Annotated in this window: 11 protein-coding genes; 5 read left to right on the top strand and 6 right to left on the bottom strand. The window is 70.8% G+C overall.

The genetic code is table 11. The features are described from left to right. Window positions 1-31 precede the first annotated feature (31 nt). A complete protein-coding gene (locus HUW62_RS26950; protein WP_176436021.1) occupies window positions 32-2,704 on the top strand; it encodes a phosphoenolpyruvate carboxylase in 2,673 nt (890 codons plus the stop codon). A gap of 26 nt (window positions 2,705-2,730) precedes the next feature. Then, complete coding sequence (locus HUW62_RS26945; RefSeq protein WP_163864964.1) at window positions 2,731-3,438, top strand: hypothetical protein; 708 nt, start codon at window positions 2,731-2,733, stop codon at window positions 3,436-3,438. Window positions 3,439-3,468: 30 nt separating this feature from the next. Here HUW62_RS26945 and HUW62_RS26940 read toward each other — a convergent pair whose 3' ends face one another. Together HUW62_RS26940 and HUW62_RS26935 are read right to left on the bottom strand one after the other, a co-directional pair. Next, window positions 3,469-4,584, bottom strand: coding sequence for an SGNH/GDSL hydrolase family protein (locus HUW62_RS26940; RefSeq protein ID WP_368670486.1), 1,116 nt, complete (start codon window positions 4,582-4,584; stop codon window positions 3,469-3,471). A 366-nt stretch (window positions 4,585-4,950) separates the two neighbouring features. Beyond that, complete coding sequence (locus HUW62_RS26935; RefSeq protein WP_176436020.1) at window positions 4,951-5,817, bottom strand: hypothetical protein; 867 nt, start codon at window positions 5,815-5,817, stop codon at window positions 4,951-4,953. Between the two features lie 193 nt (window positions 5,818-6,010). Between HUW62_RS26935 and HUW62_RS26930 the strand changes: the two genes are divergently transcribed. Beyond that, the gene (locus HUW62_RS26930) at window positions 6,011-6,379 is read left to right on the top strand and encodes a TIGR02266 family protein (RefSeq protein ID WP_163864967.1); all 369 of its coding nucleotides are present in this window, start codon (window positions 6,011-6,013) and stop codon (window positions 6,377-6,379) included. Window positions 6,380-6,408: 29 nt separating this feature from the next. Here the strand turns inward: HUW62_RS26930 and HUW62_RS26925 are convergent, their stop codons facing one another. From HUW62_RS26925 to HUW62_RS26910, 4 genes are all read right to left on the bottom strand, one after another. After that, the gene (locus tag HUW62_RS26925; RefSeq protein WP_240356299.1) at window positions 6,409-6,810 is read right to left on the bottom strand and encodes a GNAT family N-acetyltransferase; all 402 of its coding nucleotides are present in this window, start codon (window positions 6,808-6,810) and stop codon (window positions 6,409-6,411) included. A 197-nt stretch (window positions 6,811-7,007) separates the two neighbouring features. Further along, window positions 7,008-8,066 (bottom strand): alpha-ketoacid dehydrogenase subunit beta, encoded by a 1,059-nt coding sequence (locus HUW62_RS26920; protein WP_163864969.1) that lies wholly within the window; start codon window positions 8,064-8,066, stop codon window positions 7,008-7,010. Between the two features lie 2 nt (window positions 8,067-8,068). Continuing rightward, window positions 8,069-9,076, bottom strand: coding sequence for a thiamine pyrophosphate-dependent dehydrogenase E1 component subunit alpha (locus tag HUW62_RS26915; RefSeq protein WP_163864970.1), 1,008 nt, complete (start codon window positions 9,074-9,076; stop codon window positions 8,069-8,071). A gap of 124 nt (window positions 9,077-9,200) precedes the next feature. Then, window positions 9,201-10,346 (bottom strand): M50 family metallopeptidase, encoded by a 1,146-nt coding sequence (locus HUW62_RS26910; protein ID WP_176436019.1) that lies wholly within the window; start codon window positions 10,344-10,346, stop codon window positions 9,201-9,203. A gap of 239 nt (window positions 10,347-10,585) precedes the next feature. Between HUW62_RS26910 and HUW62_RS26905 the strand changes: the two genes are divergently transcribed. Both HUW62_RS26905 and HUW62_RS26900 read left to right on the top strand, forming a co-directional pair. Beyond that, the gene (locus HUW62_RS26905) at window positions 10,586-12,391 is read left to right on the top strand and encodes a PP2C family protein-serine/threonine phosphatase (RefSeq protein ID WP_163864972.1); all 1,806 of its coding nucleotides are present in this window, start codon (window positions 10,586-10,588) and stop codon (window positions 12,389-12,391) included. 17 nt (window positions 12,392-12,408) lie between these two features. Further along, window positions 12,409-13,762, top strand: a 1,354-nt coding sequence (locus HUW62_RS26900) for a tetratricopeptide repeat protein (protein WP_176436018.1), incomplete at its 3' end; no start/stop codon positions are given.

Below are 13,762 nucleotides of genomic sequence, written 5' to 3'. Positions count from 1 at the left end.
CCGTGGCGGAAGCGGTTACGGTCCACGTCATATGGCTCGTATGCGCGCCGTGGATCAGCCGCTTCGTCGTGATGTCCGCCTGCTGGGGCGACTGTTGGGAGAAGTGCTCGTCGAGCAGGAAGGGCAGGCGCTGTTCGACCTGGAGGAGGAGGTGCGCCGGCTGGCCATCCAGCGGCGGCGAGGCCCGGTGCCGGGGCGACGTGCCTCCGCGGCCGAGCTGGCGGACATCCTGAAACGCCTGCCCCTGGAGCAGGCCGAGCCCGTGCTCCGCGCCTTCTCGGTCTACTTCCAGCTCGTCAACCTGGCCGAGCAGCACCACCGCATCCGCCGCGCCCGGGCCCATGCCGGCGCCGAGTCCCCCAGTCCCCAGCGCGGCTCGCTGGAGGCGACGCTGTTGTCGCTCAAGGACGCGGGCATCCCCGCGTCACGCGTGCGCGAGGCGCTTCGACAGATGCAGGTGACGCTGACGCTCACCGCGCATCCCACGCAGGCCGTGCGCCGCACGCTGCTGGAGAAGCTCTACCGGATGGCGGGGCTGCTGGAGGAGAGGGACCGTTGTGAGCTCACCCCTCGGGAGAGCGCCGACAACGTCGAGTCCCTCCGGGAAGAGATCACCACGCTGTGGCAGACGGACGAGCTGCGCCGCGAGCGGCCCACCGTGGGCGACGAGGTGAAGAACATCCTCTGGTACGTGGAGGAGGTGCTCGCCGAGCAGCTCTCGGAGCTGCCCGAGGTGCTGGAGTGGGCCTTCGAGCGCGCCTATGGCGAGCCGCTGGGGCACGTGGACACGCCGGTGCGCGTCCACTCGTGGGTGGGCGGGGACATGGATGGCAACCCGCTCGTCACGCCCGAGGTCTTCGGCGACACGCTGCGCGCGCACCGCGCTCGCGGGCTGCGTCTCTTGATTCAGGGACTGGAGCGCCTGGGTGGAATGCTCTCTCAGTCGGACCGGCACGCGACGCCGTCGCAGGAGCTGCTCGCCTCGCTGGCGCGTGATGCGGCGCAGCTCCCCGAGGCCGAGCAGCGCCTGGGGCCTCGCACCGTGGGCGAGCCCTGGCGTCGCAAGCTGCGCTTCATGGAGGAGCGGCTGAATCAGGCCCTGCGCCACGTGCTGGCCCAGCGCACCGGCGACCCGGGGGCGATGCCCGAGAGCGCGTACCGGACGCCGGAGGCCCTGCTGGCCGACCTGGACCTGCTGGCGCGCTCGCTCACGGAGGCGAAGGCCGGCAACGCGGGGCTTCGTCAGGTGCGCCGCATGCGCGAGCGGGTGTGCGCGCTGGGCCTGGCGCTGGCCGAGCTGGAGGCGCGTGTGCCGGCCGAGGACGCGGTGAGCGCGGCGGCCTCGCTGGAGGCGGGTGGGCCCGCGCCGTCGGAAGGTGGAAAGCGCCTGCTCGCGGTGCTGGAGAAGCTGCGCGAGGCCCAGTCCGAGGCGGGTGAGCCCGCCTGCCGCACCCTCATCCTCAGCATGGCCAGCACCGCCGAGGACGTGCTCGCGGCCTTCCGCTGCATCAAGCACGCGGGCCTGTGGGACGCCGCGCGCGGCTGCGCCACCGTGGACGTGGTGCCCCTGTTCGAGCAGCTCGGCGCGCTGGACTCCGGGCCGGACGTGCTGCGCACGCTCTTCGCGCATCCCGAGTACCGAAAGCACGTCGATGCACGCGGCGCGCAGGAGGTCATGGTCGGCTACAGCGACTCCGGCAAGGAGGTGGGGTTGCTGGCCGCCAGCGCCGCGCTCTACCGCGCGCAGGTGGCGCTCACCGAGGCGGCGCGCGAGGCGGGCGTCCCGCTGCGGCTGTTCCATGGGCGCGGTGAGTCGGTGGCTCGCGGAGGAGGCCCGGCGCAGGAGGCCATCCTCGCGCTGCCCCCAGGCGCGGTGGCCGGTGGCTACAAGGCCACGGAGCAGGGCGAGGCGCTGGACCACAAGTACGCGCGCCCCGAGCTGGCTCGCCGCACGCTGGAGCTCATCGTCGGTGGGGTGCTGCCGCACCTGCTGGATGCGCAGCCGCGCCCGTCGCCCGAGGACGAGAAGGAGTTCCGCGCCGCGTTCGACACGCTGGCCGAGACGGGCCGCAAGGCGTACCGCGCCCTGGTGTGGGAAGACCCCCGGTTCCTGGAGCTCTTCACCACCGCGACGCCGGTGGAGGAGATCTCCGCGCTGCCCATCGGCTCGCGCCCCAGCAAGCGCAAGGCGGGAGGCCTGGAGTCGCTGCGCGCGATTCCGTGGGTGTTCGCCTGGACGCAGAATCGGGCCATCATCCCGGGCTGGTACGGCGTGGGCTCCGCGCTGGAGGCGTTCGCGAAGGAGCCCGGCGGGCCCGCGCTGCTCAAGCGCATGTACCGCCAGTGGCCCTTCTTCAAGGCCGTCATCGACAACGTCACCATGGTGCTGGCCAAGTCGGACATGGCCATCGCGGGTCGCTACGCGGCGCTCGCTCCCGCTTCCACGCGCCCGCTGTGGCGACTGATTCAACAGGAGCACCGGCGCACGCGTCGGCAGGTGAAGCGGCTGACGGGGGAGGCCCGGTTGCTGGACCACAACCCCCAGCTCCAGCGCGCCATCTCCCTGCGCAACCCGTACGTGGACCCGATGTCCTTCCTCCAGGTGGAGCTGATGCGCCGCAAGCGAGAGGGCGCCAGTGACTGCGACAGGCCCCTGTTGCTGTCGCTCAACGGAATCGCTGCCGGCATGCGCAACACGGGGTAGGGCGTCTTTCATCGAGGAGGCGACGGATGGCCAGAGACACATTCACGGTGGAGGACGTCAACCCGAAGCACGGCTTCGCCAGGCTGCGTCCGGACTCGGGCGAGGGGCTCTTCAACGCACCCCTCTATCCAGAGCCGGAGTCCGGCGCGCCGCCATTCCAGCTCCGCGCGGGAGACCGGGTGACGGGCCAGCGGCGGGGGCAGTCCGTGGCGGACGTGGCCTGGGTGTCACGCGCGGAGCCTCCGTATGAGCTGGTGGAGCGCATGGGAGAGCTGCTCGCGAAGCTGGAGCCCTGGGAACTCAAGGTTCCCGCCACGGCGATGGAGCTGGCGGAGCACCACTGGCGCGACAGCCGCGAGGACCCGCTGCGCCGGGAGCTGTTGTCCCAGCTGCCGACGTTCTTCGACTGGGAGCTGTCCCATCCCTTCAAGGACGCCGCGCTGCTGGAGCGACTGGAGGCGGCGATGCAGCCCTACCTCCCGGGCTTCGCCGTGAAGCCGCTGCAGGGGCGCAACGCCTTCGTCCTGGACCCGGGGGGCGTGGAGGTCGAGGTCGGCGAGGGGGACTGGGACGCGCCCGCGACGACATTCTCTCCGTTGCTGCTGCGCGTGAATGCGCTGCTGGAGTCCGCGGGCGCGCCGGTGCGCTGGGTGCCCGCGGAGAACGACTGGGTGCTGGCTCCGCCGGGGCTGGCGGAGCTGCTCGTGCTGCACGGCGTGCTCGGTCCTCGCTGAGCCGCCGCCACACCGATGCGGCGCGCGCGGCTACATCTGGCCGCGCTCGCGCAGGGTGCGCACCACCTCGGCCGCCATCACCTTGTGGCCCTCGGTGCTCGGGTGGATGCCGTCCACGCCCAGCCCTTCCAGGTAGAGGTGCACGTTGCCCGTGCGCCGCATCACCGACTCCAGGTCGATGACCTCCGCGCCCGTGCCTCCGGCGCGCAGCCACGCGTTGAAGCTGAGCCGCTGCGACTTCACGTACTCATAGGCGCCGTAGTTCGTCTTCTCCTTCGGCAAGAGCGTGCTCACCCAGACGTGGCAGAACGGCTCCAGCCGCTGCACCAGCAGCAGCATCCGCGTCTCCATCTGCTCCTCCGCGCCCGCGTCGCCCAAGTCATTGGTGCCCAGGAGGACGAGGCAGTCGGTGATGCCCTTCACCGAGAGCACCTCGTCGTCGAGCATCATCAGCGCGTCGTAGAAGCCCTGGCCGCTGACGCCCGCGTTGACCACGGGCACGCCGAGCTGCGCCTCCACCAGCGCGGGCCACGCGTTGCGCGAGTCGTTGCGCAGGTCGACGTAGCCCTCGGTGATGCTGTCGCCCATGGCCAGGAACGCCCGGCCGGTGGGCCCTTCCACTTCCACCGTCGCCACGCCCACGGAGCGCTCGAAGGTGTCGCCCCCGAGCGCAGTCAGCGCCTGGGAGTGGGTGCCGACCCGAGCGAAGCTGCCAGGGAACGCGTTGATGGCGCTGGCCGCCAGCGCGCCTCGCACCTCGAAGGTGATGGCCAGGTCGTCCCGGAACGTCACCGGAAAGGCCACCGGGTCCGACGTCACCAGGGTGCGAGCCCCCGCGGTGAAGCCCGGCTTGCCCTCGAAGTTCAAGGGCACGGGCGTGGACAGGAGCGAGCCGTCCGCGCCCGCACGGGCCACGGTGGCGCGCTGGAGCGTGAGCGCTCCATCACCGGAGCGGAACGTCACCTGTATCCGGTCGCCGGTGCGCGCCACCGGCACTCGCATCCGGAACGTGGTGACGCTGCTCACGCTATAGGACCAGCGCAGCGCCTGGTGGAAGCCGGGCTGGAAGCCGATGGCCGGCAGCGGCGACGGTGGAGGCGTCGTCCGCACCTGGCCTTCGTCGTTCAGCACGAGCGCGGGCGCCACGTCGACCGACGCGTCCGGCGCGCTCGAGGTTTCACTCTGCTCTTCTTGAGAGGGCTCTTCCCATACGGGGTCATCGGCGTTGCTGGGAGCGCATGCCCACTGCGCACTCCCCACACACACCAGGACCCCGAGCCACGTTCGCCACATTCGCATCGTCGCTCCCTCCCGAGGACGCACGATGCTCACCGCGCATTCCCGCGACGACCACCCAACACACGCGCAAGTCCCGAGTCGCGCGGCGCACGCCCCCCTGGTCTCCGGGCGAGACGGAGCGACGGATTTCCTTCGCGTGCGCGCTCACGGCCCTTGCACGGCCGCGAGACAGCCCGGTGGGGCGACGGAGTTACCCAGCGTGGGCACCGCGGTTCATGGGATGCAGGCGCCCACCCCCGGATTGTCATTCAGTGGACGACACGTCCCGACGGAACATGCGGGTGAGCCCGAGGGCCGGCACAGGGGCCGGCAGTTGAGCCCTCGCCCCGTATTCACGCAGGCGCTGCCAGGCGCGCACTGGTTGCTGAAGTCGCACGCTTCACCCGTGCCGCGCGTGCCGCTGCCCGCGCACACGGGGCCGGACGCGGACGGATAGCAGCTCAGCGGCGCGGTGCAGCCCTGCGCGAAGGGGTCACACGCCTGCGAGCGCGGCCCGCAGAGCAGCGGCAGCTCCGACGTGCCCGCAAGCCGCAGCACCGTGTTGCACTCGCCCGCGTCCCCACACTGCGTCGTCGCGTGGCACAGCCGGCGACAGAAGAAGCTCGTGCCGCCATCGTCCTGCCGCTCGTCCTTGCAGAACAGGCCCGCCGCGCACGTGTCGTATTCGACGCCGCCGTCCGAGGCCGCCAGCGTGCAGCGCGCGCCCTCCACGCCCGTGCCCGCCTCCACGCACCGCCGCTCCGTCGTCGCTCCCACGCCCGCGTAGGTGCAGCGCTGCCCCTGCGCGCAGTTCTGCTGCACGACGTCGCACGCCGCCGCGAAGCACCGGCTGCCCGTCCTGCCGCCGCCCAGGTCCGCGAAGTGGCAGCTTTGGCCTGTTCCGCAGCCTTCCTGCCTTGCGACGTTGCACGCGAAGTCGGGGTTCGTCCCGCCATCTCCCGTCGGTCCACCGCCACCGTCCGGGTCTCCCGGCACCCCGGAGTCGCCATTGTTCGGACCGGGTTTGTTGTCGTCACTGCACCCGGGCACCCAGAGCGCCAGGAAGAGGGTCCCCGTCAACATCGCGAGCCACGCGCGCATCCATGCTCCCCAATCGAAGTCAGCGGGGACTTAGCTGATGGACTTCATTCTGGGGGACCCTCTTGAATCGTGCCTGGAAAGCAGCGGACACTTGCCGGATGACCGATGCCCAAGGGGTGGCTCGGCGCGTCAGAATCCCTGAGGTTGGGATGGCAGCGGGTCGCCAGCAGTGGCCAGGGGGTAGCGGGTGCACATGACTAGCAAGGTGGCGGAAGCAGAGATGGCACCAGGGGATCCTTCCGCGTACGCGAACCGGCGTGCCGACGAGCGCGTGGCGGCGAAGTTCGCCGTTCGTTTCGAACACACGGCGGATGCCGCGCGAGCGCTGCGCGTGTTCTCCATCAACGTGTCAGCGGGCGGCCTGTGCCTGCGCACGCGCAAGGCCTACGACGTAGGCTCGCAGGTGCGTCTGTCCATGGACATCGCGGGCGAGGAGTTCCACCTCAATGGCATCATCGCGTGGGTGCGCGATGAGGAGGAGGCCATTGGCGTGCGCTTCACGGACGTGAATGACGAGGACCGCGCGCGGCTCCACCGGGTGGTGGAGAGCTTCAAGCGCTGACGTCCGGTGGAGGCGAGACGGGGCTGGCCCTAGCGGCCGCCCTCCGTCTCCGCATGGCGGAACACGCCCGCGTCGATCTCGGAGAAGCCGCACGCCGTATAGAAGTTGCGCGCCTCCGGAGTGATTGTCATCGGCGAGACGAGCTGGAGCTGACGGGCGCTGAGCACCTTGCAGCGCTCCAGAATCTGTTTGATGAGCGCGCGGCCCACCCCTCGCCGGCGCCAGGTCTCCGTCACCACCAGCTCGTCGATGGTGGCCACGCGCCCGCGCAGCCGCAGCTGCGGCCGGTGGGAGAACGACAGCATGCCCACGGGTTTGTCCTGCGGGTCTCCCGCGACGAAGATTTCAATCTCCGGATGGCTGACCACCCAGTGCACGGTCTGCTGGTCCGTGCCCTGTGGATAACCCAGCTCGCGAAGCAGCAAGGCCATGGCCTCGGCGTCGCCCCGACGGGCGCGGCGAATGCGAAAGGCGGGAGCATCTGCACCCGCGGGGGTGGCGGTCCGGACGATTGGCTGTGACAAGGCAGTTGGGAGTCTAACGAAAGGGCCGCCGCTCCTCCAAAGAGGAACGGCGGCCCGGAACTTTCCGTGGTGCGGGAACGTCAGCGTACTTGTGGGTGCGACGCTTACGGCTGCTCGCCAGCGAGTGAGCGCAGGGCGTCGGTGATGTCGTTCTGCTGGGGCACGGAGGCCATCTCCAGCGTGTCGGCCAGGCCGATGCCGGGGATGAACTTGCCGGCCACGAGGCGGGGCGGCGCGAGCAGCGAGTAGAAGAGCTCCTCCACCGTGCGGCGCAGCAGGTGCTCACCGAAGTTCGTCACCTCGGTGTCCTCGTTGACGAACAGGACGCGGCCCGTCTTCTGGACGGAGGTCTTGATCATCTCCCAGTCGTAGGGCCACAGCGAGCGCAGGTCGATGACCTCCACGCTGATGCCCTCGTCGGCGAGCGTCTGCGCGGCGCGCGAGCACAGGGGCAGGGTGCGCCCGTAGCTGACGACGGTGAGCTGCGTGCCCTCGCGCAGGAGCTTGCCCTTGCCGATGGGGATGGCGAAGGCCTCCAGCTCCGCGGGCCACTGCGGCTTCCACTGCGAGCGGTCACCCAACGGCGCGTCGATCATCTTCGACAGCGCGCGGTCATCGTCCGGCTCGCCGGGGATGCGCTCGTCGCCCTTCACGCGCAACAGCGCCTTGGGCTCCAGGAACATGACGGGGTTCTGTTCCTTGCACGCGGAGATGAGCAGCCCGTACGCGTCCAGCGGCGTGGAGGGCATGACCACCTTCCAGCCGGGGATGTGGGTCATCGTCGCGTCGAACGAGTGCGAGTGGTAGATGGACCCGCGGATGCCGCTGCCCACCGGCGTGCGCACCACCATGGGCAGGTTCCAGTCGCCGTTGCTCGCCCAGCAGGTGTTGCCCGCCAGCTTGAGCAGGTCGATGGTGTTGTAGACGTAGTCGCAGAACTGAATCTCCGCGACGGGCCTGCCACCCCCCAGGGCGATTCCCATGGCCGCGCCGATGATGCCGCGCTCGTCCAGGGGCGAGTTCCACGCCGTCTTCAAGCCCTGCGTGCAGGTGAAGACGCCGCCGAGCGGAGCGCCGACGTCCTCTCCGAAGATGTCCGTCACACCGAGGTTCTCCTCGGCGTAGTGGAGGGCCATGCGAATGGCCTGCGCCATGTTGGCCATGGTTACTTGTCCTCCGCGAAGATGTGCTTCCAGATGGTCTCGGGGGCGGGCAGCGGCTCGTCCCGGGCGATGCGGGCGGCGGCGGCCATGTCCTCGGTGTAGCGGTTGCGCAGTTCGTCCATCTGCTGGCGCGTCAGGACTCCGTCCGCCTCCAGCCGGGTCTCGAACTGCTTGAGGCAGTCGAGCTCCTCGGACACGTAGTTGGCGCCGGACGCGGACGAGTGCCCGTACAGGCGCGACACGTTGGCCTCCAGGAGGAACGGCTTGCGCTCGGTGCGCACGTACTCCATCGCCTCCTTCAGCTCCGTGTACGCCTCCACCGGGTCATTGCCGTTGATGGTCTTCGAGCGGATGTTGAACGCCTTGCCGCGCTCGCTCACGCGCGTCTCGCCGTGCTGGCCCTCCGCCGAGGTGGAGATGCCCCACTTGTTGTTGGTGACGATGATGAGCACCGGCAACGGGTTGGCGGGGCGGCTGCTCCAGATGAGGCAGGTGGCGAAATCACCCTCGGCCGTGCCGGCGTCGCCGCCGGTGACGATGGTGATGCCGTCACCGCCCACGCGCTTCTGCATCATGGCCGTACCCGGTGCGATGGAGTACTGGACCTCGATGGGGGAGCTGACGGGGGCGACGTTGTACTTTCGCAGCGAGAAGTGGCCCGCGAAGTTGCGGCCGCCGGAGTACGGGTCCGACGCGGTGTTCTTCATCTGCCGCAGCGCGCCGATGGGCTCCTCGCCCAGCGCGAGCAGCGTGCCGGACTGGCGGTAGTGGGCGTGGAGATAGTCGTACTCGGGGCCCTGGCCCTTCTTCATCAGCAGGCCGAGCGGGACGTTGAACGCCTCCTCGCCCGGGCCGCCAATCCAGAAGTAGCCGTGGCCCTGCTTGTACATCTGGATGAGGCGCTCCTCGAGGACGCGCGTTTTGACCATGAGGTCGTGGATACGGACCAGCAGCTCCCTGTCGAGCGGGAGCGGCGCGGACGATTCTTTGATGAGTCGGGGTCTAGACACGCGCGGGCATCCTCTGGCTGGAGGGGACGCCCCTATAACCCGGATGCGCCCCCTTTTCTCAAGCGCGCAGATGACCTCCTGGCGGCCCCCCACTCAAACGGGGCCCGGTGGCGCGGCGCGGCAATCAGCCTTGCTCATCCAACTTAGGAGCGGCGGCGCGTCGCAGCACCGTGACGCGGCCCGTTAGCGCCTCGTCTCCGCCCGCGCGCGCTTCGATGGCACCCAGCGTCTCCTCGGACAGGTGCGCGGACCGGGGACTGGTGAGCAGCGCGCTCAGCTCCGCTGTACGGCCCGTCTCCAGGAGCGCCAGGACGAGCGTGTGTCCGACGCGGGGGGAGGGCGCCCGGGAGAAGGCCTCCTGGAGGGGCTTCACCGCCAGCCCCGCGAGGCCGCTGTCCAGCAGGAGCTGGCCCACCGCGGCCGGGTCGTGAGGGGTCTCGGGCTCCTCCACCGTGTCCGCGGGCGCGCGTCGGGCGAGGACGGGGGCCACCGCCTCGGTGGTCGCGGTCTCGGTGAGGGGTGCGGCGGGCGGAGGAGGGCCCCGGCCCAGCAACTCGTCGAGAGTGACGGCGCCCGCCACGGAGGCGCGCCGCGCGGCACTCCTCCGAGGGGGCGCGGCGGGCTTGAAGGGGACCTCCCGGGGGAGCTGTCGCAGTTGCTCCAGGTTCATCACCCCGAACGTCAGCGCCATCAGCCCGACCCAGACGGTGCGCCCCCAGATGGCGAGCCCCACCAGGGCCACCGCCGTGACGATGCCGATGACGTGCAGGGCTCGCTCATACCGGTAGCCCTTGCGTGCTCGCACGAGCGACGCGAGCAGGTGGCCTCCATCCAGCGGCTGCACGGGCAGCAGGTTGAACAGCCCCCAGCCGATGTTCACCCAGAGGAGCTGGCGCACCGCCACGCCCACCAGCCCTCCCTGCTCGCCCAGCGGCGTGAGGGCCGAGGCGCCCCACACCAGCCCGCCCAACAGGAAGCCGACCCCGGGGCCGGCGAAGCTCACCCACGCGGACTGACGGTGCGTGAGCCGGTCCGTGCCCTGCGCGGTTCCGCCCATCCCGTGCAGGGAGATGCTCGCGGTGGAGCCGAACCGTCGGTACGCCCACGCGTGGCCCAGTTCATGGAGGAGCACCGAGGCGAACACCACCATGACCCACAGCGCCAGGCTCCCCAGCTCGGAGGCGGAGGTCCAGCCTGTCGCCAGGGCCGTGAGGAAGAAGAGCGGATGGACGCGGACGGGAAACCCATCCACGTGGAAGTGGGGCCTCATGGGCTGGGATGCTAACGGACGCCCCGCGTGGACGCGCGGTGAAGGCCCGGGTCCGCGTCTCACCGGAGGTGAAGTGTCCGGCGGGCCAACACGCGCCCCACCTCGCGGGAGGTCCGCATGCCGGGACGGGTCGTGACGTGGTGTGGGGGGCAAGGTCTCGCGAAGCAGGAGAAGTGCGCTAGAGTCGCCCCTCTTTCCCGCTCCCCGCCGCGCGTTGGCGTGGCCTTCCGGGTGTGTCCTTGTCCAGCACGAACACGCGTCTGAACCCCACACCCGAGCCCGGCACCTCCCCGGGCACGTCCCCCGGTGGCACGTCGCCACAGGTCGAGCGGACGGGCTCCCGGGAAATCACAGGCACCCGCGAGTCCACCGCCACGCGGCTGACCTCCAACGTCGGGTTGCCCCACGTCGAGGCGACGGGCACGCTCATCGCTCCACTGGAGGCCGGCGAGCTGCCCAACGTGGCGGCCATCCGCGGCCTCCGGTTGGACCAGATCCTCCTGCTCACGACGACCGCGCTGGTGGTGGTCATCGTGGGCCTGGTCGCGGCGCTGTCCGTCGCGTCGACGCAGTCCCAGTTCGAGGAGACCGCCCGCCGCTCCACCGAGCGCATCCAGGAGCAGGCCCGCGAATTGGGGCGGACGGTGGGCCAGACGGTGGCGCTCACCTCCGTCACCAACCTGCGAGACAACAACTACGCCTTCCTGGAAGGCGTGGCCGGCTCCATCGTCTCCACCAACCCCAACATCCTCCGCGTCCAGATTCTCGACCCGGAGGGCCTGGTGATGGCGGACAGCGAGCCGAAGGCCGCGGAAGCCCCCACCGAGGCTGATGCGCCCGAGGCCGCCCCCAGCGGACGCGCCGCCGAGCAGCGGCTGGTGCAGGCGTTCTACCGGAACCAGGCCGTGTACGAGATTCAGGAGCCCATCGACTACGGCTCCACCAGCGGCAAGGGGCTGGTGGTCATCAGCTACTCGCTGCGCGCCCTCCAGGAGCAGCTCGAGGTCCTCGAGCGCGACAAGCGCGTCACCGTGAGGGCCAACACCGTGCGCATGCTCGCCCTGGGGCTGGGCTTCGTGGTGCTGGCGGGCGTGGTCGCCGCGTTCCAGAGCCGAAGAATCACCCGGCCATTGGGTATGCTCACCCACAAGGTGATGCAACTGGCCGCCGGAGATTTGGGCGCGCGCACCCAGGTGGCCAGCGGCGCCGGCCGCGAGGTGAAGACGCTGGGCGTGGTGTTCAACCACATGGCCGAGCGCATCAAGGTGCTGCTCGACGACGTGCGTGCCAAGGCCCAGCTCGAGCGCGAGGTGTCGCTGGCGCGCACCGTCCAGGAGACGCTCTTGCCAGGCCGTGACGCCGTGCAGGTGGGGCCGCTGCGCATCGCCGGCCTCGTCGTCACCGCCGACGCGTGTGGTGGCGACTGGTGGTTCCGCGCGGTGCTGGACGAGCAGCGGGTGGTCATCGGCATCGGCGACGTGACGGGCCACGGCCTGTCCACCTCGCTGGTGGCCACGAGCGCCACCAGCGGCTTCGCCTCCGCGATGACGCTGCGCGAGCCCACCGAGGTCAACGCGCAGATGCTCATCACCGCGCTGAACGTGACGCTGGCCAACGTGGGCCGCGGCGAGCATCAGATGTCCAGCGCCCTGGCCGTCATCGACGTGTCCAACGGCCTGGTGGACTATGCGGCGGGCGCGCATCCCAGCCCGCTCGTCTTCAACAAGCACAGCGGGCAGGTGGCCTCGCTGCCCGCGCGCGGGCCCCTGCTCGGCGCGTCCGTGACGTCGCAGTTCACGTCCCGCCAGGCTCAGCTCAGCCCGGGGGACATCATCGTCTGGTACACCGACGGCATCACCGAGGCACGGGATGGGACGGGGCGCATGTACGGCACCCAGCGTCTGGCCGCGGCGGTGCAGGCCCACGCCAATCTGTCCGCGGAGGCGCTGCGTGACGCGCTGCTCGCGGACGCCCGCGCGTACAGCGCGGGCCAGCCCCAGCGCGATGACATCACCGTCGTCGTGGCCGAGTACAGCCCCGCCTGACCCTGGACGACACCCGCATGCGCCGCACACCCCACACCCCCATGCGACGCCTCGTCCCGGCGCTCGCCCTGCTGGCCTCGCTGGCCAGCCCTCCCGCCCTGGCGCAGTACCGCCCTCCACCCATGTCCGAGTCGCAGCGGCTGGTGAAGGAGGGCGAGACGGCCCAGGTGTCCGCCAGCGCCGCGAGCGCCTCCGGTGACAAGAAGGAAGCGGAGGAGAAGTACCGCAAGGCGCTGGCCCTCTTCGAGCAGGCCCTGGCCGCCGAGCCGGGCTCCGTCGCCGCCGCCGCGGGCGTGGGCTCCGCCGCCAACGCGCTCCAGGACTGGGCGCGCACCGTGGACAAGCTCAAGCCCGTGCAGGCGGCAAACCCGTCCGAGCTGTCGCTCTCGTACCCGCTGGGCGTGGCCCTCTTCAAGCTGCGCCGCTTCCCGGAGGGCGTGCCGCTGCTGGAGCAGGTGGCTGGCGCGGACCAGGCCGAGCACCTCATCGTCCACTACTACCTGGCCAGCTACTACCTCTTCGCCCAGCAGGGCGACGCGGCGGTGACGCGGTTGCAGAAGTATCTGGCCATGCGTCCCGCGAAGCTCTCCACCAACGACTTCCAGGTCCACGAGCTGCTGGGCCGCGCCCATGTGCTGCGCCGCGACGCGGTGGCCGCGCGCGCGTCCTTCACCCAGGCGCAGGCGGGCCGGCCGGAGTCGGCCACGGTGCAACTGGGGCTCGCCAACGTGCTGGAGCTGGAGGGAAAGCCCGGCGAGGCGCGGACGCTGCTCGAGGGCGTCACCACGCGCTTCCCGCAGGCGGCCGAGCCGAAGGAGAAGCTGGCCCGGCTGTACCTCGCCTCGGCCGAGCTGCCCCGCGCGGAGGCGCAGGCGGTGGCCATGGTGAAGGTGGGCGCGACGCCCGCAGCGTACCTGCTGCTGGGCGACGTGCGGCTCGCGCAGAAGCAGGCCCCCGCCGCCGAGGAGGCCTACCGCAAGGTGCTGGAGCTTCAGCCCGGCCTGGTGCTGGGGCAGATGGCGGTGGGCAAGGCGCTCCAGGCGCAGGGACGTCACGAGGAGGCCATCCAGTTCCTGGAGGCCGCGGTGCGCTCGGGCGCCAGCAGCGTGGAGCTGTGGGCGTCGCTCGGCTCCGTCAACCGCCGCGCCGGCCGCTACCAGCGCGCGGTGGAGGTGCACCGGCGCGTCGTGGAGATGGTGCCCCGTCAGGCCCTGGGCTGGATGCTCCTGGGCGCGGACCACTTCGCCACCGGCCAGTGGGACCAGGCCATCGAGGACTACGGCAACGCGCTCCAGGTGGAGCCCGCGCATGCCGGAGCCAAGCAGTGGCTGGCCCGCGCGCTCGCGCACCGTGCCCGCGACAGGGGCGGGG

This window comes from Myxococcus sp. AM011 (genome assembly GCF_013372595.1).
GTDB lineage: Bacteria > Myxococcota > Myxococcia > Myxococcales > Myxococcaceae > Myxococcus > Myxococcus eversor.
Note: the sequence above shows the minus strand (reverse complement) of the source record. Positions and strands in the feature narration are given on the sequence as shown.